This is a genomic window from Gracilibacillus pellucidus, from assembly GCF_033949965.1.
Classification (GTDB): Bacteria; Bacillota; Bacilli; order Bacillales; family Amphibacillaceae; genus Gracilibacillus; species Gracilibacillus pellucidus.
Genome location: NZ_JAWZSR010000002.1, coordinates 292,952 through 319,551, shown reverse-complemented (window position 1 = coordinate 319,551; position 26,600 = coordinate 292,952). Strand labels below are relative to the sequence as shown.

General features: G+C 36.7%; 18 protein-coding genes and 1 riboswitch. Of the genes, 13 read left to right on the top strand and 5 right to left on the bottom strand.

Annotated features, from left to right (window positions below; all coding sequences use genetic code 11):
• Positions 1–19: 19 nt before the first annotated feature.
• From SH601_RS04830 to SH601_RS04820, 3 genes are all read left to right on the top strand, one after another.
• Positions 20–2,425 (top strand): glycoside hydrolase family 2 TIM barrel-domain containing protein, encoded by a 2,406-nt coding sequence (locus SH601_RS04830; protein WP_319957120.1) that lies wholly within the window; start codon positions 20–22, stop codon positions 2,423–2,425.
• Between the two features lie 308 nt (positions 2,426–2,733).
• Positions 2,734–5,091: a glycoside hydrolase family 2 protein gene (locus SH601_RS04825; protein ID WP_319957119.1), complete on the top strand. Its 2,358-nt coding sequence runs from the start codon at positions 2,734–2,736 to the stop codon at positions 5,089–5,091.
• Positions 5,092–5,364: 273 nt separating this feature from the next.
• A complete protein-coding gene (locus SH601_RS04820; protein WP_319957118.1) occupies positions 5,365–8,904 on the top strand; it encodes an immunoglobulin-like domain-containing protein in 3,540 nt (1,179 codons plus the stop codon).
• A 61-nt stretch (positions 8,905–8,965) separates the two neighbouring features.
• On the opposite strand, the gene SH601_RS04815 is transcribed toward SH601_RS04820, so the two are convergent.
• Entirely contained in the window at positions 8,966–9,091 is a 126-nt protein-coding gene (locus SH601_RS04815; protein WP_319957117.1) for a hypothetical protein, read from the bottom strand.
• A gap of 647 nt (positions 9,092–9,738) precedes the next feature.
• Here SH601_RS04815 and SH601_RS04810 point away from each other — a divergent pair.
• A complete protein-coding gene (locus tag SH601_RS04810; RefSeq protein WP_319957116.1) occupies positions 9,739–10,068 on the top strand; it encodes a PadR family transcriptional regulator in 330 nt (109 codons plus the stop codon).
• Positions 10,055–10,642 carry a DUF2812 domain-containing protein gene (locus SH601_RS04805; RefSeq protein WP_319957115.1) on the top strand — a complete coding sequence of 196 codons (588 nt, stop codon included), beginning with the start codon at positions 10,055–10,057 and terminating at the stop codon, positions 10,640–10,642. Before SH601_RS04810 ends, SH601_RS04805 begins: the two co-directional genes overlap by 14 nt.
• Positions 10,643–10,699: 57 nt before the next feature.
• On the opposite strand, the gene SH601_RS04800 is transcribed toward SH601_RS04805, so the two are convergent.
• Positions 10,700–12,226: a BCCT family transporter gene (locus SH601_RS04800; protein ID WP_319957114.1), complete on the bottom strand. Its 1,527-nt coding sequence runs from the start codon at positions 12,224–12,226 to the stop codon at positions 10,700–10,702.
• A 738-nt stretch (positions 12,227–12,964) separates the two neighbouring features.
• Between SH601_RS04800 and SH601_RS04795 the strand changes: the two genes are divergently transcribed.
• Positions 12,965–16,081 (top strand): LamG-like jellyroll fold domain-containing protein, encoded by a 3,117-nt coding sequence (locus tag SH601_RS04795; RefSeq protein ID WP_319957113.1) that lies wholly within the window; start codon positions 12,965–12,967, stop codon positions 16,079–16,081.
• Positions 16,082–16,167: 86 nt separating this feature from the next.
• On the opposite strand, the gene SH601_RS04790 is transcribed toward SH601_RS04795, so the two are convergent.
• Positions 16,168–17,340, bottom strand: a complete 1,173-nt coding sequence (locus tag SH601_RS04790; RefSeq protein ID WP_319957112.1) for an MFS transporter — start codon at positions 17,338–17,340, stop codon at positions 16,168–16,170.
• 80 nt (positions 17,341–17,420) lie between these two features.
• Here SH601_RS04790 and yeiL point away from each other — a divergent pair, with 80 nt between their 5' ends.
• From yeiL to SH601_RS04765, 5 genes are all read left to right on the top strand, one after another.
• The gene (gene yeiL / locus SH601_RS04785) at positions 17,421–18,104 is read left to right on the top strand and encodes a transcriptional regulator YeiL (RefSeq protein ID WP_319957111.1); all 684 of its coding nucleotides are present in this window, start codon (positions 17,421–17,423) and stop codon (positions 18,102–18,104) included.
• Positions 18,105–18,174: 70 nt separating this feature from the next.
• Positions 18,175–19,155 carry a LacI family DNA-binding transcriptional regulator gene (locus SH601_RS04780; RefSeq protein WP_319957110.1) on the top strand — a complete coding sequence of 327 codons (981 nt, stop codon included), beginning with the start codon at positions 18,175–18,177 and terminating at the stop codon, positions 19,153–19,155.
• A gap of 145 nt (positions 19,156–19,300) precedes the next feature.
• A complete protein-coding gene (locus tag SH601_RS04775; RefSeq protein ID WP_319957109.1) occupies positions 19,301–20,725 on the top strand; it encodes a glycoside hydrolase family 32 protein in 1,425 nt (474 codons plus the stop codon).
• A gap of 32 nt (positions 20,726–20,757) precedes the next feature.
• Positions 20,758–21,996, top strand: coding sequence for an oligosaccharide MFS transporter (locus SH601_RS04770; RefSeq protein ID WP_319957108.1), 1,239 nt, complete (start codon positions 20,758–20,760; stop codon positions 21,994–21,996).
• A gap of 59 nt (positions 21,997–22,055) precedes the next feature.
• A riboswitch (SAM riboswitch) is annotated at positions 22,056–22,158 on the top strand.
• Positions 22,159–22,233: 75 nt separating this feature from the next.
• Complete coding sequence (locus SH601_RS04765) at positions 22,234–23,340, top strand: 5-methyltetrahydropteroyltriglutamate--homocysteine S-methyltransferase (RefSeq protein ID WP_319957107.1); 1,107 nt, start codon at positions 22,234–22,236, stop codon at positions 23,338–23,340.
• Between the two features lie 179 nt (positions 23,341–23,519).
• Here the strand turns inward: SH601_RS04765 and pssA are convergent, their stop codons facing one another.
• Entirely contained in the window at positions 23,520–24,056 is a 537-nt protein-coding gene (gene pssA, locus SH601_RS04760) for a CDP-diacylglycerol--serine O-phosphatidyltransferase (protein WP_319957106.1), read from the bottom strand.
• A gap of 92 nt (positions 24,057–24,148) precedes the next feature.
• On the opposite strand from pssA, the gene SH601_RS04755 reads away from it, so the two are divergent.
• On the top strand, positions 24,149–24,919 hold the full coding sequence (locus SH601_RS04755) for a phosphatidylserine decarboxylase (RefSeq protein ID WP_319957105.1): 771 nt from the start codon (positions 24,149–24,151) through the stop codon (positions 24,917–24,919).
• Here the strand turns inward: SH601_RS04755 and SH601_RS04750 are convergent.
• Entirely contained in the window at positions 24,908–25,513 is a 606-nt protein-coding gene (locus SH601_RS04750; protein ID WP_319957104.1) for a DedA family protein, read from the bottom strand. The genes SH601_RS04755 and SH601_RS04750 overlap by 12 nt on opposite strands.
• A gap of 216 nt (positions 25,514–25,729) precedes the next feature.
• Between SH601_RS04750 and SH601_RS04745 the strand changes: the two genes are divergently transcribed.
• Positions 25,730–26,584: a ComEC/Rec2 family competence protein gene (locus tag SH601_RS04745; RefSeq protein WP_319957103.1), complete on the top strand. Its 855-nt coding sequence runs from the start codon at positions 25,730–25,732 to the stop codon at positions 26,582–26,584.
• Positions 26,585–26,600: the final 16 nt, after the last annotated feature.

Below are 26,600 nucleotides of genomic sequence, written 5' to 3'. Positions count from 1 at the left end.
TAGAAAGGTGGAATAGAAAATGAATAGTGCAAGAATAAATCAGAATCTCAATTTAGGGTGGAAATTCACATGGGAAGATATATCGAATGCTTGGTATAAAGGGATGGATGATTCATCTTGGTGTGATATTTCTCTTCCTCATGATTGGTCGGTAGAAGCCCCCTTTTCGCAGGAACATTCAAGCGGAACAGGTTATTTACCAGGTGGAGTAGGTTGGTATAGAAAGCACTTTTATGTACCTAATGATTTAGCAGGAAAACGAGTGTATATCACGTTTGAGGGTATTTATAATAATGCTCAAGTTTGGTGTAACAGCTATTATATCGGAAAACGTCCATATGGATATAGCTCTTTCACCTATGATATAACGGATTTTGTTTCATTTAGCGAGAGCGACAATGTCATATCAGTGAAAGTAAATCATAGGGATATTGCAGATTCCCGTTGGTTTACTGGTTCTGGTATTTATCGAGATGTCTATTTAACTATTACTGACTCGATTCATATTGACCAATATGGTGTATTTGTTACAACGCCAGAGGTAACAAGTGAACAAGCGAAAGTCTCCGTTAATGTGCAATTATTGAATGAAACAGAAAATGAGGAACAAGTTGATATAAAAAATACATTGTTAGATCATCTTGGTGTACCTATCGGTTCGATTGTAAAAACGAGTAATATTCAGGGGATTTCTTCGTTGAACGTTGATCAACAAATGGCTGTTCATCATCCAAACCTTTGGTCACCAGATAACCCGTATTTATATTCGATACGAACGGAGGTTATGAAGGATGGAGAAATAGTGGATAATGTGACAACACCAATAGGAATTCGTTATTTTTCATTTGATCCTGAAGAAGGTTTTTTTCTTAATGATGTAAACATGAAAATAAAGGGTGTATGTGTTCATCATGATGCGGGAGCCCTTGGTGCTGCTGTACCTAAAAAGGTATGGATAAGAAGACTTAAAATATTAAAAGAAATGGGATGTAATGCTATACGAATGAGTCACAATCCACCAGTTCCATATCTTCTTGATTTATGTGATCAGATGGGCTTTTTAGTAATGGATGAGGCGTTTGATGAATGGGAGGGTGTGAAAAATAAGTGGTCCAGAGGTCATAACGTATACCCACCAAAGCATTTTGGGTATTCAGAAGATTTTCCACAGTGGGGAGAAATAGATATAAAGGAGATGGTTTTAAGAGATCGAAACCACCCCTCTATTATTTTGTGGAGTATTGGGAATGAAGTAGATTATCCAAATGATCCGTATTGTCATCCTTATTTCAAAACGATGACTGGTAATAATGATGCGAATAAGCCAGCAGCTGAAAGACAGTACGACCCCGATAAGCCGAATGCAGAAAGGCTTACTACTATATCGAAAAAATTGGCTCAATATGTAAAAGAATGTGATACAACAAGACCTGTTACGGCAGCAGTTGCCTTTCCCGAATTATCAAACCTAACAGGATATACCGATACGTTAGATGTAGTTGGTTATAATTATAAAGAACATTTATATGAAGAAGACCATCGGAAATATCCAAACAGAGTGATATATGGAAGTGAAAATAGCCATAGTTTAGAAGATTGGCTTACCGTGAAAAATAATGACTATATTTGTGGTCAATTTATTTGGACAGGTATTGACTTCTTAGGTGAAGCACAGGGATGGCCAATTAGAGCCTCACAAGCTGGTGTATTAGATCTAGCTGGGTTTAAGAAACCAAGCTATTATTTCCGTCAAAGTTTGTGGAGTGACAAGCCAATGGTCTATTTAAGTGCGAAAACGTTAGAATCCCAAGACGATTGGTATGGAGAATCACATTGGAATTGGCGAAGTGGTGAAAAGATTCAAGTACAATGTTTCACTAATGGTGAAGAGGTGGAGCTATTTTTAAATGGAAGATCTTTAGGAAGCAAAAAAGTGGATAAATCGAAAAATAGCGTGACATGGGTAATGAATTTCGCAGAGGGAGAATTAAAAGCAGTAGCCAAGCATGCTAATGGTGAAGACTCTTCATTTTTCATTCACACAAGTGCAGAACCAGAAGGGCTGAAGGTTTCTACAGATTGTGACGAGTTAAAAGCAAATGGACAAGAAATTGCTCATCTAGAAATAAAGGTAACTGATCAGTTTGGGAACTTAGTATATCTAGCAGATAACGATATACGGTTATCAATAAATGGTCCAGGTGAAATTATCGGGTTAGAAAATGGAAATGCTCAAGATGTACGTCCATATAGTGAACCTATGAGAAAGGTCTATAAAGGAAAATTGCTTGCTTATGTAAGAAGTACAACAGATACAGGGGAAATCACTGTTCGGGCTGAATCAGCTAACCTTATTTCAGGGGAAGTCAATATAACAGTTACTTCCATAAATGAGAATGAATCAATTATAGCTGCAAAAGAGTAGTAAAAGCTAGTTCTTCTGTAATATGCACTTTGTAGAGTGAAACATACAGGAGAAGTGTTTTTAGGTGCATGGTGTAAGCCATAATAAGCATAATTTTTCTAAAAAGGGGGTTTTTAAATATTGAACATAGCAACTTCTGTTTTGTGTTATTTCCGGTTGTAAGCGTTTCTATGTATGGCGAATGTTGAAATTCAATATATTGTCTTTTTGAATAACCTCTTTAAAGAGAAGGAAATGGTTCAGAGTAGCTATTCTTTATGTATGAAGATTTATTTTAGTCAAATAAATCAACAGAGGGAGAGAGCTAGTTGAGAAAATTATATGTTACAGCAGGGTTTTTAACTATTCTTTTAATTGCAGGGATTTTAATAGGGGGATATTCATTGGAGCAAAGTAAACAGACTGGTGTATCTGATAAAGTGCAGCTTGTTGAAAATGACCGTGTTCATATTTTGGAGCATGATGGTTTTCCGGTGGCTTATCAAAACGGTTTTCCTATACCTGCTTTTACCACGTGGCAATTAGATCAATTACAGCGATCTTATGAATCTCTTAATGGAGAGTGGAGCTTTTTTCATGATGCAGATGGGAGCTATGAAGAGAATGCAGAACCAGCAGAACTTAATTTTGATGATTCTTCATGGTCACTTGAGAGTGTACCTGCCAGTTTAGATTATGCCTATCAAAATGGGGAGTATAGTCAAAAGTTTGGCTCTTTTTGGTTTCGCAAAGTGATGATAGTGGATGAGGATTGGCAAGATAAATTTATTAAATTAGTATCACTCGGTGTGGGGCCAAAATCAGAGATTTTTGTAAATGGATACAGTATAGGGACGACAGACTTTGGTATGACCCCGTTTGCGATAAACATCACTCCTTTTCTTGAAATAGGAAAGGAAAATACCATCGCTATCCGGGTAGATCGGAAACCACATGGATATATTGATAGAGATAGTGTACCATCAGGTTCTTTTGACTGGTGGGACTACAGTGGAATAACAAGAGATATTTTTTTGGAAGCAACTACGCCACAAACCGTGTTAAAAGTAAATGTGCAAGCTTCAGAATTGGAGAAGAGAGTACAAATGCAGGCTGTTGTACTCAATTTAACAGAATCAACAGATCAAATAGAGGTTAGAATGGATCCGGGAATAGCTGGTATCCAGCCTGAAATAAAAGAAGTGGAAATGGGAGCGAACGAAGTCAAGGTTGTTTCGTTTGAATTTGATGCACCTACTATGGAATCATGGACGCCTGATTCGCCCCGTTTATATACGGCAACGGCAGAAATACCTGAAAAAGACGTACTTACTGCTCAGTATGGAGCAATTGATGTGAAGGTGGAGAGTACGGATTTGATTATCAATGAAGAACCTGTATTTTTGAAGGGAACAAATTGGCATGAAGAATCGGTATTATCCGGCAGATCATTGACAACTACTGAATATCAGCAAGAATTAGATCTAATGAAGGAAGCGAATGCTAACTTTATTCGTCAAGCACATTATAATCGCCATCCCTATGCGTATCAATATGCAGATGAGATAGGCTTATATATCATGGATGAAATAGAAAATTACTGGATGGATGTCGAATCTATTCAACATCAATTAAAGGAAGGTACGATATCAGAGGAGTTGGCTATTGCCATGGCTTGGAATCAATCTAATCATCCTTCAGTCATTATGTGGAGTGTAGGTAATGAAAATACGTCTAACAATCAAGAACATGTTGAATTTTTTAATATGCTTCGTGATGCAGTAAATCAAATTGACCAAAAAGAACGCCCGATAACATATGCTTCAAATACACAGCACCACCCGGAGGATATTACTCGAGTAGAGACAGACTTGCTGACCATTAACCAATATTACGGTTTTCATGGAGGAAATCCAGAGGACTTTGGTGCTAGTGATTTCGAAGAAAGATTAGAGATATTGCATGAGTTATATCCAGATAAGCCAATAATTATTACAGAAAACGGAACTTGGTCGATGTATGGAAATAGGGGAAATGCTACAGAAGGCGGTACAGAGGATTGGCAAGCAGCTAACTTTGCTGCCCATTGGGATGTAACAGTGAGTAAACCCTATACAGCTGGATATACCTTTTGGAACTTTAAGGATTACCGCAGTAAAGAGCAGTATACAGAGGAAGAGCCGTCTCGTCTTTCAACTATGGGAATGGTGGATTGGTATGAATTAGGTCAGAAAGTTGTCTATGAATATTTTCAATATGCAACTAATAATGGAACTAACCGAGTATTAAATCCAAATTTTGAATCAGGAACAGATGAATGGTCAATATATCGTTCAAGTGCTGGTATTAAAGTAGCTTCGGGAGCCGGATTGACTACGGAATTAGATAGTGGTCAAAGTTTTCATATCTCACAAAGAACGGGCGATTTACTAGAAGGAGACTATGAATTTGCTGTTACATTAGAAGGAGTAAGTGAGGATACTAATGTCCGTTTAGAAGTAGAGGCTAAAAACATGGATAAAGTGTTTTCTGTTGAAGTTAATGAAAACGGACGTTTTAAAGTACCGTTTCATTTATCACATGACGGGAGCGCTGTAGCACAATTTACTATTTATTTGGAGAGTGAAAAAGATGCGCAAACAATCATTATTAGAGATGTGAATGTATCTCGAGTATGGCCGAACTAGAGTAGAATAATATTCACTTTTGTGATGCCCCTCTAATTGTAAGGTATGTTTAGTTTGGGGCATCTATCTAATTTTTGATAGGACATGTTCATAAAGTTCCGCTGTTATAGCTTTAACGAAATAATAAGCGAGAAATAACAGGCGCAAACATTTCAATAACTATTCGTAGTGGAGAAAGATTTTTAAAGCCCGCTTTATACAACAAGACATGCTTGTGGTGAAAAGAAGAAGGTTGTGTAAATACAATCAATCATAGAAGGGGAGCTAATATTTATGATAATTCACAAGAAAATAGTCGTAATGTTTGTCATGTTGATTTTGTTAGTAACAAGTATTTTTCCATCTGTTACGCTAATTTCAAATGTAGAAAGTATGGTGGGAGCAGTTTCTGAGGAGAAGGAGGCTGGCGATAAAGAGGAACCATCTTCTGATGTGACACCAAATGAAATAACTCCTGACGAATTAGAAGGAATAGTCGCCTCTTATCATTTTGATGAAAAGGAAGGAAACCAAGCTTTAGATCATAGTGGTAATAGTGATGTTGCGATTCTTCATGGTGGTGCTTCATGGACAGAAGGTAGGAGGGGTAATGCTGTAAATTTAGATGGAGAAGGTAGCTACGTAGAACTTCCACAAGGAATAGTCAGTGATCTAGATGAAGTGACTATTGCAACATGGGTAAAGCTAGAAGCCGAGAGGACTTGGAGTCGTGTGTTTGATTTTGGGCATGATACGGATATTAATATGTTTTTAACTTTGAATAGTGATAATGGTGATACTAGATTTGCGATAAAGAATGGTGGAGAGGAGCAAAGGGTAATAAAAGATCCTCCGCAAGTTCAAGTTGATAAATGGATGCATTATGCTGTTACTCTATCTAATAATAAGACTAGCTTATATATAAATGGCCAAGAAGTAGCAAGTTCAGATGATGTAACCTTAAAGCCAAGTAATTTAGGGGATACTACCAAAAATTTTATTGGTAAATCGCAATGGTCTGATCCATATTTAGCTGGTCAAATAGATGATTTTTATATCTTTGACCGTGCTTTATCAGCTGAAGAAGTAGCTGTATTCACTGCACCAGAAAATATAGCAAATGTCGAAGCGGATACCGAGGCGTTAACGTTAGGTGATACAAGTTCCGTGATAAAGGATTTGACTCTTCCTACTCAAGGGGAGAATTTATCTTCTATCACATGGGAGTCTAGCAATGAAGCAATAATCCACACAGATGGTACAGTTACACGTCCAGAAAATGGAGAAGGCGATCAGACAATAACATTAACTGCTACTATTAAGCAAGGAAATGCAGTTCAAACAAAGGTATTCGATGTGACGGTGATAGAAATGTTTTCAGATGAGCAGGCAGTAAAGGAGGATATGCAAGCGTTAAAAATCCCTCATCCAGATAGTGTTACATCCAAGTTAACTCTTAGTACTAGTGGGGAAAATGATACAGAAATTAGTTGGCAATCTAGCGATAATTTCCATCTAAGGTCTGATGGTATGGTGAGCCGCCCGCAAATCGGGGATGGTGATGTAGAGGTAACATTAACTGCAACCGTTTCGAAAGGTGACGTATCAGATACTCGAGATTTCAGCATAACTATCTTGGAACAGGATCCATATACAGGTTATTTATTTGCCTATAACAAAATAGTGAATGGCGAGGAAAAATTGCATTATGCGGTTAGTCGTTATGGTAGTGAGTGGATAGAGCTTGAGTATGATGCAGAGTTGGTAAAACCAATACAAGGAAATAATCAATTTAAGCTTAGATCAGAGGATAAATGGTATAAATATGAATATGTGGATGATAATTGGACTCTATTCTCAGCAAGTAAACTAGATGGAGAATTTAAAGAAGAGGATCAATCTTATTCTCTTCCTGATAATGCTTTGGAGGGTACATTTAAGCAAGTTAACGAAAAAGAATGGAATCAGCTAGTGCATCAATTGTCAGAGCCAGCGTCTTTGGATGTTGTTACGGTCACAACGAGAAAAGGAACTGCTCCAAGAATGCCTAATATAGTTAGAATTGTTTATACGAATGGTTTATATACTATGGTAACTATTGATTGGGACCCGATTGATGCTAGCGATTATGCTAATAGTGGTACATTTACTGCTTCAGGGGCTGTTAAAGACTTTGGTACGGAAGTAACTGCAACAGTCGAAGTAACAGAAGGGGTTTCATCAGATACGATTCAAAATGGCGAGTTTTGGTATGATGAGGATGGAGCGATGATTCAAGCGCATGGTGGTCATATCGTAAAAGAGGCTGACACCTATTATTGGTTTGGAGAAGATAAGGGACATAATGGTGCAACGCTCCAAGGAGTGAATGTATACGCTTCAAAAGATTTAAAGAACTGGGAGTTCCGAAATTCGGTCATTACTTCAGAATCCCATCCAGAGTTGGCAGAGTCTAAAATTGAACGTCCCAAGGTATTATATAATGAAAAGATTGATAAGTATGTACTGTGGGGACATTGGGAAGAAGCACATAATTATAATCAAGGGAATGTTGTTGTTGCAGTCTCAGATACGATAGATGGAGATTATGAATTCGTGTATCGATTCCAGCCTAAGGGCTTTACATCACGTGACTTTACTGTTTTTCAAGATACTGATGGAACGGCGTATTTGTTTAGTACGGCTAATCTCGTAAATACAAATGTATATCGCCTGACAGATGATTATTTATATGTGGATGAACATCTTTATACAATGTTTGAAGGTGGTCATCGAGAAGCCCCGGCAGTGATTAAGGAAGGGGAATTCTATTATTTCATATCTTCAGGGTCCTCAGGATGGTACCCAAATCAAGGTAAATATGCTTATACGAAAGATATCACTAACCCAAATGGTTGGTCAGAGCTAAAAGATCTTGGTAATCCATCTACTTTTTACACACAACCTGCCTATACGTTTACGATCCAAGGATCGGAAGAAGATACTATCATGTATGTTGGTGATAGATGGAATCCGACAGCATTAAGGGAATCTCAGTATATTTGGCTTCCGCTGGAATTAGATAGTGGTGTAGCAGAAATGAATTATGTAAAAGAGTTCGGATTGAATGCAGAAACAGGACAAGTGAATATCTACAATGACATACTTGTTTCAGAAAATAAACCAGTTAAGGCGGATAAAGGGACGAATCCTGAAGCAGCTAATGATGGTGATGAACAAAGCTACTTTGAATTTGGTGAAGACTTACCAGTACAATGGACGGTAGATTTAGAGCAACCATATGACTTAAGTAGAATTGATTTAAGTTGGAGACAATACAATGGTTCGGAAGTATATGTACAGTATGTAGTGGAAGGGAGTAATGATGGTGAAAATTTCACAACTTTAGTTGATCAAAGCGAAAATAAGACTCCATCATTTCAGAGCCTTAATTTAGAAGGGAAATATCGATATGTGAGAGTTAACATTTTAGGGCAATACGGTCATACGAATAATGCAGATAGATCCGTTACTTGGTATACAGGATTGCATGAAGTAAAAGTATTTACATCTGAAGTAGAAGATATCACAATTGATTCACTACAAGACACGTTGAACAATTATATCGAGTCTAACGATGTATCTGGACCATTAGAAAATAAATTAAGTAACAGATTAAAGCAAGCGAAAAAACACTATCAAAATGAAAAATGGGACCAGGCAACGAAGGGGATAGAGGATTTTCTAAAACATTTGAACAAAGAATCGTTTAGTAATCATGTGGAAGAACAAGCGAGAGAAGAGCTTGAAGTTCAGGCAGAGCAATTGCTAAAACAATGGAAAAAAGATCAATAACTTCCCTTGTATATTATGAAGAGAGAGGATGAGGTTAATTACCCCATCCTCTCTCTTCAGTTTAATAACCGCCAGGCACAAACCCAGCATGATCTGTTTGATAATCAAAGATATCTGGACGCGGTAACTCACTCCATTTTTTAGAATGTGCATAGTATAATTCTTCTGAAGCAAGCCCATAAAGCAATATTTGAATACCCAGTGCATTTTGTTTTATATTATGCCCACGCGTTTTTTTGACCTAAGTTTCCTTTCTAGTATTACCAGATGTTTCAAAAAATAGAAGAGTGACTACGGTTATCCTCGTTTAAATTCTTGTTATTAAGTCCGAGTATAATAGTGGAAGCAACTCCACCATGAATGTCTATTTCAGTGAGGCCACTTGTGCTATTCCTTGTTGTATATCTATCAATTAGTGCGTCATAGACATATACTTGCATTTGACGTTTAATATCTTGTTAAAGGCCATCTTTTATAGAAGGAAGAGTTGGTCCATCAGATTTTAATGAAATGCCAAGTTTGCTTAGCTAATAACGAAGAAGAAAAAACAGTGCAAAGTGCTTACAAATAAAATCAACATCATTCTCACAAAAATACCTATTTTAGTCTTTAGGTACAATCATCTAACACTAAAACAGGTATATGTTTCTGATAAATATATATTCCTATCAATACCATAGAGATAAACTAAAAAACAAATGAACTAAACAGAATGGAAAGTAATGAAAAAAAACTAATGATAAATACCTAATAATATATTGACACTCGATATATGATCGTTTATATTATGTATATCGATATATCGAGTGTCAATATATTCAGGAGGCGTCTCATATGAATCCATTGTCAGAATCAACATACTTAGTTTTGTTAGCTCTTTATCAACAACCGTTACATGGCTATGGCATTATTAAAGAAATTGAGCAGGTGAGTGAAGGAGCAATTATTCTTGCACCTGGTACACTTTATGGTGTGTTAAAAAATTTGCAGAAGCAAGGCTTGATTGAAACAATCGCCATTGAAAAGGAACAAAGGAAGAAGAAGACCTATGCTATTACAGAGCAAGGTAAAGAAGCACTTCATATAGAATACGTAAGATATATAAGAATGACGAAACTTTCAGAAAAGGTTATTCCAGGAGGATTGGAAAATGAGAGAGAATAAGACAACCAAAAAGGTGGCTAAGCGATTTTTTAATTTTTTTGAGGAGGAACAATGGCTGCAAAGCATGTTAGATACTGGTTGGGTATTGAAAAGTTATGAAGACGTAGACGTAGATGTAGGGAACTGTAAATATGTGTTTGAACCTATTACAGATGAACAGCAAAAACATATTATTTATAAAATTGATTACCGTGATTTTAGTAGAAAAAAAGAATTTCAAGAGTATAAGGAGCTGTTTGAACATGCAGGATGGACGAGTTTTTCAAAGAGCATGTGGTATTCCAAACATATTTTTTATACAACATCTACGAAACCACAAATAGATATTTTCTCTGATCAAGAATCGTATAAAGAGCGAGAAAAGAGAAAAATGTCATCTAGTTTACTTGGGGCCATAATAGGTATGTTAATCAGTATCGTTTGTGTTGTGTTGTATTTCGTATATGAAAAACCTGCTTTTTTTGCGGCAGCAGTAGTGCCATTTGTCTCTAGTGTGAAATGTACGATGGAATTTGTTCGACACAAAGCGGTTTATCGCAGTGTAATCAACAGAAATAAAAGCATTAGCTCTTAACATATACATAAAAAAAGCTCCCATCCTCACAAAGAGCATGGCAGCTTTCTTCTATTCTTAAATGGAATCTACTCGCTTATTTTTTCTCTTTTTGTTAATACGTCGTTTCTCTACTTCTAAATGTGCGGACTTGTAGAATGAAACGATCATCAAATACAAGACGATAGAGAACGGCAATGCGGCGATTAAGAACATATCCTGTAAACTTTGTACACCACCAAAATAGATAATAATGGCGGAAATTGCGGACAATGTTAATCCCCATGTGACTTTTATTGAGTTAGAAGGATTAATCGATCCATAGGTACTAAACATTCCAAGTACAAATGTTGCAGAGTCAGCTGATGTAATAAAGAAGATACTAACACCAACAATTGTCATAATAGACATCAATGTACCTAATGGGTAATGCTGCATCACACCGAATGTAGTCGTTTCTACAGCATAGCTAGAAATAGTATCAATACCTAGTTGCTCTAGATTAATCGCTGAAATTCCGAATACAGAGAAGAAGATAAAACATACTACTGGTGGAACAAATAGTACACCTAGCAGAAGTTCTCTAACGGTACGACCACGGGAAATTCTGGCGATAAACATACCAACGAATGGCGCCCAAGAAATCCACCATGCCCAATAGAATAATGTCCAAATATCAATCCATGAACGACCTTCTTCATTTAATGGAGATAAACTAAAACTCATACTAAAGAAGTTCGTAATATAACCACCGAGAGAATTGGTGAACATTTCTAAAATGTATAATGTCGGTCCTACTGCAAATAAGATAATCGCAATGGAAAATAGTATCGTCATATTAGTTGTACTTAATGTCTTAATACCTTTACTAATTCCTGACCATGCGGACCCGATAAACAGAACCGTCGCAATAGCTAAGATAAGCACTTGCATCCAGAATGTTTCTGGTGTGTTGAAAATAAATGCCAGTCCACTATTAACTTGCGCAGAAGCGAAGCCAAGTGTTGAAGCAACACCAACCACTGTTGCGATAACAGCAAGTATATCGATTAATTTACCGAGCCAACCTTTCATTAATTTCTCGCCTAATAGCGGGATTAATGTTGAACTGATTAGACCTGGATAACCTTTATAAAATTTAAAATAGGCTAAACATAGACCAACAAAGGCATATGCTACCCAACCATGTAATCCCCAGTGGAAAAAGGAATACTGTAATGCTTCTTTAATTGCTTGATCAGAGCCTTCCGCACCCGAAGGAGACTGTGAAAAAGCATGAGAAATTGGTTCTGCAGTTGAATAAAATACTAAACCAACACCTAAACCAGCACTAAACAACATAGAAAGCCATGCTTTTAAGCTGTACTCTGGTTTTTCATTATCTTTACCTAATCTGAGCTTACTAATAGGAGAGAATATGAGGAAAATACAAAATACCATAACTACCATGATGGTAATTAAGTAATACCAACCAAACTTGTCTGAAATAAAAGCTGTAACACTTGATGTAACGAATAGAAGATTGTCAGGATTCACTGCTCCCCATACAACGAGAGCTGCACAGATAACAATAGAAATCCAAAACACGGATCCTTTGTCTTTCACGATTTCACCTCAAATTTTATTTTAAAAACTATTTTATTATCCCTAAAAGTAGGAAAAATAGCAAATGCACTTTTTGTCGATTTATTCGAAATCCTGCCCCTTTTTTAGGCAATGTTCAACTATATGAACAGAAAACGCATTATATAAAGGAATGTGATAGTTATATTATATGCAAGCGAGAATTTGGACACACACTATAAATAATTAGTGAATTCAACCAAATAAAAAAATATAATTTTTTTTAAAAGTGATGATTTTATGCTCAACACACTTAGTATTACCGAGTTGTGGAGACGGTAAACCTCTTTAGAGTGTTTGGTGGAATTTGTAAAATATGGACAGTAGCTGTTTGGAAAGAATGAGGACGGCTTTTCATTATCAAAATGTTCTGTGTGTTCGATTATTTATCCCTTTTATTTTTTATTGAATAGCTAAACGAAAAATCGAATTCATTTTCTAAATATAAAGGATAATTAAAAAGTAAATAAATAACTTTTGTATTAATAAAAATGTTACTTTTGATAAATTTCAGTTGAGTAAGTTATATCTTTATAGTAATCTTATATGTAAGCGGTTTATATATTGAGGGGAGGAATGATTATAAGAGCACGGCGTGAGAGAATAAGAACCAGCTAGACATACATAGAATATATTCTTTTGCGAGGTTACTAATCAGGTGTATGAAACAAGTGTTATTTTGGTTGCGTTTTCATTTTAGTTAGTGAAGGGAGAATAATAATGGTTAGTTTTATGAAAAGGATATCGATTGTTGGTTTTATTTTGTTATTAATGTTACCTACTACAGTTTTTGGTGAAGAACAAGCACCACTTGAGTTGGAACGTGCTTCTGCACACGATCCATCGATTATCAAAGTTGATGATACCTATTATGCTTTTGGTTCGCATATTGCGGTTGCCAAATCAGATGACTTAATTAATTGGCGTTCTATAGTGGACACGGAGTATCAAACACCGGAAAATAATCCGATATTCGGAAATTTATCTGAAAACCTAGCAGAATCATTTGAATGGGCTGGAGAAAATGATTCAGATAGCTTAGGTGGATATGCTATTTGGGCACCAGATATTTTTTGGAATGAAGATTTTGTTTGGGAAGACGGATCAACAGGTGCTTACATGCAGTATTATAGTGCATCTTCTACGTATATTAGATCTGCTATTGGTATTGCCGTATCAAAAGATATTGAAGGACCATATGAGTATACAGATACGATTATGTATTCTGGTTTTACGAACAAAGAAGCATATGACAATAATAGTGAAATTAATAAACATTGGGAAAACACGAATATCTCTGAACTAATCGAAGAAGGCATATTGGAAGAAGAGAATCCTGATTGGTTTACAGATGATGGAGAATTCAATAACGCATTGTACACAAATGCGATTGATCCAAATATTTTATATGATGAAAACGGTGACCTATGGATGACGTATGGTTCATGGTCAGGTGGAACATTTATTTTGCAATTAGATAAAGAAACCGGAACACCAATCTATCCTGGTGAAGATGGTGAAACAGCTGATGGCCGAATGATCGATAGATATTATGGTACGAAGATTGCAGGTGGCTACGGAAGATCTGGAGAGGCTACGTATGCAGTTTATGATGAAGCTGCAGGTTATTACTACCTTTATATAACGTATGGTGGTCTTGCCTCTGACGGTGGTTATCAAATGAGACAGTTTAGATCTGAAAATATCGAAGGGCCATATGTTGATGCGGCAGGAAATGAAGCCGTTTTCCCGGAGAGCTTTGACATTGGGGTAGGGAATTTCCCAGGCAATGACGATCATAAAGAAATCGGTAATAAGATGATTGGAAACTTCTTGTTTAAACGTGATCTTGGTGAAGAGGGAACAGGCATTGGAACAGGTTATATGGCACCAGGACACAATTCTTATTTAATTGATGACGAACTTGGTAAAGAGTTTATTGTGACACATACTCGTTTCCCACAAGAAGGAGAAATGCATGAGATACGTGTTCACCAAACATTTAAAAACCGTGATATGTGGCCAGTGCCAACACCTTATCATTATGCTGGTGAAACGATTGAACCTGTAGCGTTTGAGGATGTAGTAGGAGACTATAAGTATGTGAACCATGGTAAAGAGATTACAGGAGAACTTACGGAATCTACATGGGTAAGATTAAATGAAGATAATACGGTGTCAGGTGCTGTGTCAGGAACATGGGAACTATCTGATGATTATCGAGTATCGTTAACAGTTGACGAGGAAACGTTTGATGGTGTATTTATTCGTCAATATGATCCAACATCACAGTCATGGGTAATGACATTCAGTGCTATGTCCAATAATGGTGTTGTTGTGTGGGGTAGTCATGCAGAAAGTAAAGAGGAACAAGAAGTAGTAGATGGTATTAAAAGTGAATTAGCATCGATTGTTCCTGAACAAGCAGTTGCTGATATTAACTTACCAACACTTGCGACACAAGGTGCTGAAATTACTTGGGAATCTTCACATCCTGATGTCATTACGACAGACGGTATAGTGAATAGACCTGAGTCTGGTTTTGAAGATGTACAGGTTGACTTAACAGCAACGATTTCATTAGGGGATGTGACGGATACAGTGACAATACCAGTATCTGTTCCAACTCAATCAGAAGGTAGCTTAGTTGCACATTATGATTTTAATGACGGTTTAGCTGACAGTACTGGCAAGCAAGAAGATGCTACAATTACTGGAAATAGAATTGATAATACTGGTGGCGACATTTCTTTTGCGGAAGGTGTATCAGGACAAGCCGCACAATTTGATGGAGAATCAGGATTAAAGCTTGCAGATGGTTTAATATCAAGTAATCAGTATTCTATTTCTCTATGGGTAAACCCAGAAGAAATTACTGAGTTTACGACAACGTTTTTTGGTGCAAGAACAGATAACAATTGGATTAGCCTTGTGCCAAATGGAGATAATGTGACGAAAGTATGGTCACATAATGGAGATGATTGGTACGATGCAGAGGCAGATTCTATCATTCCAGTGAATGAGTGGTCACATCTTACATTTACTGTAGATGAAGGAGATGCTGTGTTATATATTAATGGCGAAGCAGCATTCACTGGGGAAAACTTCCCAAATATCTTCACTACATCTAATGCCCAATTTGCTTTAGGAGTTAACTATTGGGATACACCATTCAAAGGGTTAATGGATGAAGTACGTGTATATGATAGTGTTATTTTATCAGATGCAGAAGTTGAAGATTTATATCAGAATCCAGCTGGTGAGGTAGAGAAGCCGCAAGAACCATCAGAAGATCCTGAAGAACCACAGGAACCGCAAGAACCAGCAGAAGATCCTGAAGAACCACAGGAACCGCAAGAACCAGCAGAAGATCCTGAAGAACCACAGGAACCGCAAGAACCATCAGAAGATCCTGAAGAACCACAGGAACCGCAAGAACCAGCAGAAGATCCTGAAGAACCACAGGAACCGCAAGAACCAGCAGAAGATCCTGAAGAGCCACAAGAACCGCAAGAACCAGCAGAAGATCCTGAAGAGCCACAAGAACCGCAAGAACCATCAGAAGATCCTGAAGAGCCACAAGAACCACAAGAACCAACAAAACCAGAAGACTCGGATGATGGAGATGTTAAAGGGTCTGAAACACCGACTCCAGAAAACGATAATGACAAACAAGATCAAGAAGAAAATGGCACGAAGCAAGAAAACAACGAAGATGGAAAAGAGTTACCTGAAACAGCGACTAATCAGTACAACTGGCTTGTACTAGGATTAGTATTAATGCTTATGGGTGGAAGTATCTACGCAGTTGTGAGATGGAAAAAGAAAACAGCTTAATTATTGAATAATGAAAAGGGGCTGCCTCAACTTATGTTGAGTGCAGCCCCTTTTCAAGCATCCAAAAGTGCCCGACAAATCACGAATCAAGCAGAGATGGCTACTTCTTTTTTACGCTCTAATTTCCGGTAAACAAGTGCAATCAACATCGACGGTATTGAACATACGACCATCCCGATGAAGGCATAGCGTGGTTCTATTTCGTACAAATAGCCACCGAAAACAGTAAATACTGCTGTACTCCAGCTTAGTGCAAAGGCTGAGTACATTCCTTGTGCTTTCGGAATTTGTGCATGTGGCATGTGCTGAATCAAATATTTCATAAATGCATAGTGCCCCATTGCAAACGAACAGGCGTGTAATATTTGTGCGATACTGAAAACAATCACATTAGGAAAAGCAAATACAACTATCCATCGAATGGAAGAGCCAAGTGCAGCAATTGCTAGCAATGTGCCAACGGAAAATTTATTAAAATGTTTATCTGCAATCGCAAAAAAGATGATTTCCGCGATAACGGCAATATTGATTATTACACCAATGAGATAAACCGGAGCATGAATATCCTGTAAAAATATATAGCCATAATTATAATATGTAGCATGCGCTGCTTGTAATAAGACAACGATTACAAGGACTAATCCAAAATGTTTGATTTTAAATAATGATAGTAGACTCACTTTGTTCGATCGGTCTATCTGCGGTCTCACCGTTAAAATAGTAGGTGCTTTCATTAGACCAAGAAAGACAAAGCCAACCATCCCAAGTAATAGCGCCCAAAAAATAATCTCATCACCAAACTTATCAGTAAAAACCGTTAAAATGATTCCAATCGAAACAAAGCCGATAGACCCCCATTGTCTACTTCGCCCGTAATGTTGCAATTGCTTATGTTGTACAAGAATACTTGCAACACTATCTAAGGCAGGCATTAACGTTGGAAAAAAGATATGTAAAAAGACAGTTACAACCAGTAAACTAGTAAAAGAGTTGGCTGGTATATAGCATAGTAATGCAATAATGGTTCCGATTCCCGTAATGTTTAAAAGCGTTTTACTGCTTACCTTTTCTGAAAAATAAGGAAAGGCGAACAAAGTAGACAACCCTCGTGCAACTAAACCAAGACTCATAATTAAGCTAGCTTCAGAAACACTAATTCCCTTCGTATAAACCATCCATCCTGCCCAATAAGGCAAAAAGATCCCCCATGTTAGGAAAAAACTAAAAAACTGACTACTCATCCATTTTTGTGTATTCATTTGTATCCCCCTTATCCATTGCATGATATCATGGAACTAACAGAAAGTAATATGAGATATCTCCTATTTTGAGGTGAAGTATGGAAATTTACAAAGGTGACAAAAGGCTAAATTATTTACAAGATCATTTATTTTCTATTTCGGTGACAGAGTTTATGGAAGTTCATGAATATCAACGTGATGAATGGATTATTAAAGAGGGATTGCGCCCTGATTTTTTGTATTATGTTATAGAGGGAAAGGCAAAAATTTATGTTACTCACCAAAACGGGAAAGTGTCGCTGATTAATTTTATTAATGCCAACGATTATATTGGAGAAATGGAATTATTAAATGATGTCTATTATACAAAAGGGATTCAAGCATCGACGAAGACTATTTGTTTGGCACTTCCGTTTCATCGCTATCGCACACAATTACTAAATGACGTAACATTTTTGCGGGAGTTAACGAAGTTTTTAAGTGTGAAATCCACACATATGGCAACGAAATATACACAGAGCCTTGCCTTTCCGCTTGAAAATAGATTGGCAGATTTCATTTTACAAACAGCAGATCAAGGCATTTATAAAGAGAAACATGTAACCGTTTGTGATTATTTAGGCGTATCCTACCGCCATTTGTTGCATGTACTGAACCAATTTTGTGATAAGCATTATTTGCAAAAAGTAGGAAGGGAATATCATATTATAAAGCTTGATAAGTTGCAGGAGTTGGCAGAGGTGTTGAGGACAGCGGATGTTGTAAATACAAGACAGGTTTGAAAGAATGATAGTATACTAATAAAAGCGCTTTAATAATGAAATAAATGAGATTTACACAAGGAGTGAAAGGATGAAACCTAAAATACAAGATGTAGCAAGAGTAGCAGGTGTTTCGGCTACTACTGTTTCGAGAGTACTAAATGATAGAGGATACATTAGCGAAGAAACAAAACGAAAGGTTTATCAAGCGATGAAAGAGATAAACTATGTTCCTAACGATTTAGCTAGGTCTTTGTATAAAAATAGAACACATTTAATAGGAGTAATTGTGCCATCAACGAGCAATCCGTTTTATGGAGAACTTGTATCACATATAGAAGGAATATGTAATAGAAAAGGATACAAAGTATTGTTGTGTAATAGTTTGAATGAGGCAGATAAAGAAAAAAAATATTGGGAAATGCTATTACGTAACCAAGTAGATGGGGTGATTGTTGTTACGTATAATCGTGGTTTAGTAAATGATAATCACTTATTACCAGCTATTGCGATTGATCATTACTTAGGAAAAAACATACATGTTATAAGCTCTAATAACTATCAAGGTGGCGAGATTGCAACGAATGAATTAATTCAAAGTGGTTGTAAAAAAATAATACATATTAATGGTCCATCTCAATTAAAAACACCCGCTAATGATCGACGATATGCCTATGAAGCGGTATTGAGGGAGCGAGGTAGGGATCCAATTGTATATGAAACGCCTAGTGTAGCTTTTTTAGAGGAAAATATAAACGTAATAGAACAATTGTTTAGGGAACATCCTGATGTAGATGGTATTTTCGCAAGTGATGACTTATTAGCGTTGAAAATAATACAGTATGCAGAAGGTTTAGGCTACCATATCCCAAATGATCTTAAAGTTATTGGCTATGATGGTACGGAATTAATTCGATCCATTTCCCCTCAGTTAACTACTATTATACAGCCTGTTTTATTGATTGCTGAGTCGGCTGTGAAAGTGTTAGAACAGCAAATTGAAAATAAAGAATTTTCTATTTCTGAAACGGTTCTCCCAATCGAACTATGGAAAGGAAGCACTACACAATAGGTTCCATTTTTCTGCTCTTTTTTGGTAGAGCAGTATTAAAAGCCATATGTCAACCGGTTGACATACGAAACAGAAAGTGATAATTTGTAACCAAGGAAAAATGATAACGCTATCAAAAAACATCATATTAGAAGGGGAGATTAGTATGTATTATCAAGAACCACATCGACCACAGATTCATTTTACTCCTAAAGAAAATTGGATTAATGATCCAAATGGTCTTGTTTATTTTGAAGGAGAGTATCATTTATTTTATCAAAGAAACCCTTATGGTAATGATCATGATCATATGCATTGGGGGCATGCGGTAAGCAGTGACCTTTTTCACTGGGAAGAGTTAGATATAGCATTGGCACCAGATGAGTTAGGAACAATTTTTTCTGGTTCAGCCGTGGTAGATAAAGATAACACGAGTGGTTTGTTTGAAGAAGGAAGTGGTGGTTTAGTTGCTATATTTACCCACGATGGTCAAAGTCAGCAACAAAGTATTGCTTACAGCTCAGACAAAGGACGAACATGGAAAAAATATATTGGTAATCCGGTAATTGAAAATACAACTATTAAAGATTTTCGTGATCCAAAGGTGTTTTGGCATAAGGAAACGGAAAAATGGATGATGGTTTTGGCTTGTGGCGATCATATTCAAATTTATGGTTCTCCTAATCTCATTGATTGGGAGTACTTATCTTCGTTTGGTAAGGAATATCCATCACATGAAGGTGTTTGGGAATGCCCTGACTTAGTTTGTTTACCAATTGAAGGAACGGACGATAGTATATGGGTTCTCATTGTAAGCATGAATGAAGGTGGACCGAATGGTGGTTCAGCTGTTCAATATTTTACTGGTTCATTTGATGGCATATTCTTTCGTCCTAATGAACAAGCAGAAGATCCTGTAAAATGGGCGGATGAAGGAAAAGATTTTTATGCAGCGATAACGTGGGATAATACGGCAAAGACATATTGGATAGGTTGGATGAATAACTGGGAATATGCCGGGGAAGTACCTGTATCTCCTTGGAGAAGTTCTATGAGTCTGGTTAGGACACTTACTGTTCAGCAGGTGAAAGGAGATTACCTATTAAAGCAAACCCCTGTCATACCTGAGAATCAACAGAAACAGTTGCAGGAGGAACCATTTACTGTACAACCATCCGCTTATTTGGAATATGAAATAAAGCTTCCTGTCACAATTAATGTAGAGACTAAAGAGATTCCCAATAGTGGCCAATGGGGATTCCGATTAATTAGTGATCAGGAAGAAATATTTACTTTTCACTTTGATCAAGAAAAGGATGTATATTTCTTTTCTCGCACTGCTGGAATTCTTGATTTTTCTAAGGACTTTTCTAAGGAAATCACAGGGTCTTTGAAAGGGCAGAAGGTGAAGAATATTTTTAGTATTCTTGATCAATCATCTGTTGAGATTTTTGTGAATGATGGATTAAGTGTTTCTACTAATCTATTTTATCCAAGAGGAAGCATAGAAAAAATGCAATTATACACAGAAAAAGAGGAAGTACCTTTTAACGGCTTGAGCTTGGAAGAATATCAATCTATTTGGAAGTGACTACATTGAATAAGTGAGAGGAGCTAATCACAATGGATTTTTTAAAGAATACTAAGTATTGGTTTTCATCTGGTTACTTGTTTTTGTTCTTTATCACATGGTCTATATGGTGGTCCTTTTATTCTATCTGGTTAAATAACAGTTTAGGTTTAACAGGGGCACAAGTAGGAACCATATATTCCTTTAATTCTTTCTTTTCTTTGTTTTTCATGATCATTTATGGATATTTACAAGATAAGTTGGGCACTAAGAAAAACCTAGTCTGGTTTCAAAGTCTTATTCTAGTATTGATTGCTCCATTTGTTATTTATGTTTATGAACCATTATTATTAAGTAATTTTTACTTAGGTGCTATACTAGGTGCCATTTATTTAGGGGCAGGCTTTGTTGCGGGAGCAGGTTTTCTAGAGTCATATACGGAAAAGATAAGTCGTAAATATAATTTTGAGTTTGGAAAGGCTAGAATGTGGGGGTCATTGGGCTATGCTGTAGCCGCGATTGGTGCAGGTGCATTAATGAGCATCAATCCCCATATTAATTTTTGGATTGCATCTTTCACAGGGGTTATGTTTTTACTACTGAATATGTTTTTTAAAGTGGAAGTTTCTAAGACAGAAGAAAAAAGTGTATCCAATGTTTCGATGAAGGATATACGTTATTTATTCTCTAGTAAGATATTTTGGTATCTTATCATTTATTTATTTGGTACAGTTTGCATTTACACAGTGTATGATCAACAGCTATTTCCTGTTTATTTTGTAAGCCTATTCACTGATCAAGCTCAGGGTAATACTGTTTATGGGATTTTAAATTCGGTCCAAGTATTTGTAGAGGCTTTGTTTTTATTCTTAGCGCCTTTCATAGTCAATAAAATCGGTATTAAACAATCTTTAGTTTTTGCTGGTTCTATTATGGCTTTTCGTATCGTGGGCTCTGCAGTTGTTACAGGAGGGTTTGGCATTTCATTTATGAAAATGTTACATGCTGTAGAATTACCAATTCTATTAATTGCTGTATTTAAGTATATATCAGTTAACTTTGATGCAAGATTATCTGCCACGGTATATTTGATAGGATTTAAGGTTTCAAGTGAGATTGGTGTTATCATTTTCTCTGCACTGGTCGGCTGGATTTATGATCTGACTAATTATCAAACAACATTTTATATTTTAGGTGGGATTGTCGTACTGTTTGTTATGTTATCTATATTTACTTTAAAGAATAATAAAGTAAAAAAAGTACAAAAGGAAGAAGTAGTAGTGCCTTCATAATTTACATCATGAGTTGACAGAATTGCCAAATAATTATATCCTTATGTAATAATTGTATATTCTTATCAAGAGAGGTGGAGGGACTGGCCCTAGGAAACCTCGGCAGCGGACTTACTAGAAGTACTGTGCCAATTCCAGCAGCAATTTGCTTACAGATAAGAAGAGAGAATCGTTAGATATATCAAATCCTCTTCTTATCTGTAAGAAGGGGATTTTTTATTATAGAGGAGGATTACGATGGTAAAGACAGTATTTAAGGCAGATCATGTAGGGAGTCTACTAAGAACAGAAGCGATTAAAGAAGCGAGAAAAGCATATGCAGAAGGTAAACTAGATAAAGTTAGCCTGAAACAAGTGGAAGATGAAGAAATTGAGAAATTAGTACAAAAAGAGATAGAAGTAGGCTTGAAGTCTATTACAGACGGGGAGTTTAGACGTTCCTGGTGGCATTTAGATTTCCTTGCTGGGTTACACGGCGTTGAGCTGTTTGAGACAGAATATATTAGCAATTTTAAGGGAGCAAAGACGAAAAATCAGGCCATTAAAGTGGTTGATAAAATTGATTTTTCTGGACATGAGATGGTAGACCACTTTACCTTTTTAAAAGAAGCGGTTGAAAAATATGGTGACGGTAGTCAAGTGGCTAAATTCTCTATTCCAAGTCCGAATATGTTATTTACTAGAATTCAAGGAGACGAATACTATAACGGTGATGACGAGCAGTTCTTCCAGGATACAGTCGCAGCATACCAAAAAGCAATTCAAGCATTTTATGATGCAGGCTGCCGTTATTTACAATTAGATGATACATCTTGGATCGATTTTGTATCAGATGAGCGCATTGAAGCAGTTGTGGAGAAAAATCAAATGAGCGTTGACGATATTATTGAAAAAAGAGTGCAGTGCTTAAATGAGGCGATTGCGAAGAAACCTAGTGATATGCTGATAACCATGCACATTTGTCGAGGTAACTTCCGTTCTACTTACATAACAAGTGGTGGATATAACCATATATCAGACGCAATTTTCGCGAAGTTAAAGGTTGATGGCCTATTTTTAGAGTATGATGATGATCGTTCTGGTGATTTTACACCTCTAGAAGGCTTTACTCGTGATAACCAAACGGTTGTATTGGGATTACTTACGTCTAAGTTCCCCGATCTGGAGGATCCGGAAAAAATCAAGGCCCGAATCAAAGAAGCTAGTCAATCAATTCCATTAGCAAACTTAGCATTGAGTCCGCAATGTGGTTTTGCAAGTACAGAGGAAGGAAACAAGCTAACAGAAGAAGAACAGTGGAACAAAATTCGTCATTTAGTTGAAATCGCAGAGAATGTTTGGTAAACATGTGATAAATAAAGGACTTGGCATCATGCCAAGTCCTTTATAATTATCGCCGATCTCGAATAACTTTTAAGCGATAAGAAATATAGATTAAATAGACGATTGTTAATAATAATGCGAATCTAGAGATCTTATCAAAGATTAATAGAACGATTCCGGTAAGGATAACGGCAATCGTTTTATTGCTTGGAAATGATACTTGTTTTAAAGCTAGGAATTTTCCACGTGCTAACCATCAAGTAGCTTAGTATACAGATAATCACAATATTCCCGATAGCAGATATATGTGCATGAAATAGAGTGGAGAATGCTAGTAATCCACCAGCTGCTGTAATCGGTACCCCGGAAAAGTGTGACAGATCTTCAGACGTATCCACATTAAATCGTGCTAAGCGGTAACCACCACATAAGATAAATAGACCTGTTAAGACAAAATCAAGCATGCCTCCCTCGATTGCGTTTGTATACGCAAAAAGTATCGTCGGTGCAATACCGAATGTAACGATATCTGCAAGCGAATCTAATTGTTTTCCTATTTCACTTTTTACATTTAATCGCCGTGCGACTCTGCCGTCTAAGGCATCTAAGAGCATTCCGATAAGAATCAATGCCGCAGCACTTCGATAATAATGATGAACAGTAAAACCCATGGATAAAAAACCACAGTACATGTTACCAAGTGTAATACTGTTTGGAATATGCTTTCTTATATTCATAATTGTTCTCTCCCTTTTTACAAAAAGGCTGCATTGTACTATAGTTTACAATAGTTCATTATTTTCTCGCATGTTAAGGAGTTTCGGTATATATGTTAAAATTCTTGTTAAAATCATTGGTTGAGTTAACCGGTAATCGATTTGTTTCTCGTAAGTTAGCTACTTTTACAGAATCAAAATATAGTAAATTTTTAGTTCCAGCTTTCGCTTCTATATATAAAATAGATCAGGAAGAAATGCGTGATCCTTTATCCTCTTATCCATCTGTGCAAGCTTTGTTTACACGTAAGTTGAAGCAGGATTTGCGCCCGATTGATTCACATGAGGCAAGTGCTGTCAGTCCAGTTGATGGAGTCCTTAATGATTACGGTACGATTCAGGATGGAATCGCCTTTTCTGTAAAGGGTAAGCAGCTTTCCATAGACGAACTATTAGGTAGTAAAACAAAAGCAAGCCGTTATAATGGTGGTAGCTATATGGTTATTTATTTATCTCCACAGCATTACCACCGTATCCACAGTCCTGTAAGTGGCCGAATAGTTGATAACTATACGTTAGGAGGTAAGTCCTATCCAGTAAATAAGCTTGGTGAAAAATATGGTAAACGTCCACTTTCGACTAATTATCGTCGCATAACAGAAGTGGATACTGAGCATGGTTTTTGTGCCATTGTGAAGGTTGGCGCATTGAACATTAATAGTATCCAACTGACATACGAAGGTAACAAGCTAGTGAAAGGTCAGGAAATAGGTTACTTCTCATTTGGGTCGACCGTTATACTCTTGTTTGAACAGCTTTCCTTCTCAACCCTTGCTGTTGAGCAAGCCTTGAAGGTTGGAGAAAGAATCGGTTTATTTAACTAGATTCTTTTTCCGTTTGCGAAAGTACCAAAAAACGGCTATAAGTACGATCGCTACAAGTGCAACAGGAATGATCTTATCATGCAAAAAGCCTTCGAATGTCGTGACAAGTGTCCATTTATTTCCTAGTAGCACTCCTAACAAAAGGAATGAAAGCACCCATATGATAGCACCTAAATAAGCAAAGAGTGCGAATCGGCCAAATTTATATCGTGAAATACCAGCTGTATAAGCCGTGATGTGGCGTATACCAGGTAAATAGTAGCCAAAAGTAAGGAACCAGCTTCCATATTTAGAAAAATAACTAGATGCTGTATCAATTCTCTTTTCGCTTATATGAATCTTTGGTCCATATCGTTTCAAAAATGGTAGACCAAGTTTAATTCCTAAATAATAACTTATGGTAATTCCTATGATTGAGCCAGCAAGTGCTGCTGAAAGTGAACTGCTCCATGTCATTCTACCGATGAATATATTGTATCCTACATATGTGAGCAATACTTCATCTGGTATTGGTAATCCGACAATACCAAGTACTAAAACAACAAAAATAGCTATATAGCCATATGATTCGATAAAGCCCCCAAGTACTTCCATGGCGTGTTTCTCCTTGATAAGTTTCTTATAACCGTTTATCTCGCTTTAACGGCGCTACCCCTTATTATAACAGATAAATCCAATTATTTCTGGTTGTTTTCCAATTATTCGTGTATAAGTTGCATCATGTTATATATCCGATGTAAAACATTTCTGAAAATGTTAAACTAAGCATATCAAATAAATTCAACCAAGTGGGGAGAGGGAGAACAAGTCATGAAGAAAATAGTCAGCGTAATCGCTATGTTACTAGTCGTAGCGGGAGTGTACATCTTTGACTTGGTGGAGGAACCAGTTCAGAATAGTGCGAGTAATTTATCATCAGAAGCGATTGTTTCCTTTTTAGATGTAGGACAAGGGGATAGTACATTATTACAAACAGATGATACGACGATTTTAATTGATACAGGTAGACATGATTCTAATTTGACGATGGAGCATTTAGCTGATTTAGGCGTAGAGAAACTGGACTTATTGATTTTAACACATCCACATGCAGACCATATTGGTAATGCGGATAAAGTGGTCGAGACGTATCACCCTGAAGAAGTGTGGATTGATGGTAACGAAACGACTTCACGAACATTTGAACGATTAATTGATGCGCTAATTGATACGGATACAGCTGTCTCAGAACCAAAAGCTGGAGAACAACATGATATAGGAGACTTTCATATTGAAGTATTACATCCATCAGATCTATCAGGTAATTTAAACAATGATTCGATCAGTACTCGCATTACGTTTGGCAATGTTCGATTTGTCTTTACTGGAGATGCAGAAGTGAAGTCAGAAAAAGAGATGCTTGCACGTAATCTAAATCTTCAAGCAGATATTTATCAAGTAGGGCATCATGGTTCATCAACATCTAATTCTAAAGCATTCGTTCAAGCGATTTCTCCGGAAGTGGCAATTTATTCTGCGGGTGAGTCCAACTCTTATGGACACCCACATAGAGAGATTTTACAACTGTTTGATGAGCTAAATATCACCTTATACGGTACAGACAAGAATGGAACGGTTACGGTCACAACAGATGGAAATACTTTTGATGTACAAACAGAAAGGTAGAAGGGAGTAATCAGAA

What these genes read in the sequence shown, in the direction of transcription:
- SH601_RS04830 (WP_319957120.1), top strand. Translation starts at nt 20, where the DNA reads ATGAATAGTGCAAGAATAAATCAGAATCTCAATTTAGGGTGGAAATTC.
- SH601_RS04820 (WP_319957118.1), top strand. Translation starts at nt 5,365, where the DNA reads ATGATAATTCACAAGAAAATAGTCGTAATGTTTGTCATGTTGATTTTG.
- SH601_RS04810 (WP_319957116.1), top strand. Translation starts at nt 9,739, where the DNA reads ATGAATCCATTGTCAGAATCAACATACTTAGTTTTGTTAGCTCTTTAT.
- SH601_RS04805 (WP_319957115.1), top strand. Translation starts at nt 10,055, where the DNA reads ATGAGAGAGAATAAGACAACCAAAAAGGTGGCTAAGCGATTTTTTAAT.
- SH601_RS04795 (WP_319957113.1), top strand. Translation starts at nt 12,965, where the DNA reads ATGGTTAGTTTTATGAAAAGGATATCGATTGTTGGTTTTATTTTGTTA.
- SH601_RS04790 (WP_319957112.1), bottom strand. Translation starts at nt 17,340, where the DNA reads ATGAATACACAAAAATGGATGAGTAGTCAGTTTTTTAGTTTTTTCCTA.
- yeiL (WP_319957111.1), top strand. Translation starts at nt 17,421, where the DNA reads ATGGAAATTTACAAAGGTGACAAAAGGCTAAATTATTTACAAGATCAT.
- SH601_RS04780 (WP_319957110.1), top strand. Translation starts at nt 18,175, where the DNA reads ATGAAACCTAAAATACAAGATGTAGCAAGAGTAGCAGGTGTTTCGGCT.
- SH601_RS04775 (WP_319957109.1), top strand. Translation starts at nt 19,301, where the DNA reads ATGTATTATCAAGAACCACATCGACCACAGATTCATTTTACTCCTAAA.
- SH601_RS04770 (WP_319957108.1), top strand. Translation starts at nt 20,758, where the DNA reads ATGGATTTTTTAAAGAATACTAAGTATTGGTTTTCATCTGGTTACTTG.
- SH601_RS04765 (WP_319957107.1), top strand. Translation starts at nt 22,234, where the DNA reads ATGGTAAAGACAGTATTTAAGGCAGATCATGTAGGGAGTCTACTAAGA.
- pssA (WP_319957106.1), bottom strand. Translation starts at nt 24,056, where the DNA reads ATGAATATAAGAAAGCATATTCCAAACAGTATTACACTTGGTAACATG.
- SH601_RS04755 (WP_319957105.1), top strand. Translation starts at nt 24,149, where the DNA reads ATGTTAAAATTCTTGTTAAAATCATTGGTTGAGTTAACCGGTAATCGA.
- SH601_RS04750 (WP_319957104.1), bottom strand. Translation starts at nt 25,513, where the DNA reads ATGGAAGTACTTGGGGGCTTTATCGAATCATATGGCTATATAGCTATT.
- SH601_RS04745 (WP_319957103.1), top strand. Translation starts at nt 25,730, where the DNA reads ATGAAGAAAATAGTCAGCGTAATCGCTATGTTACTAGTCGTAGCGGGA.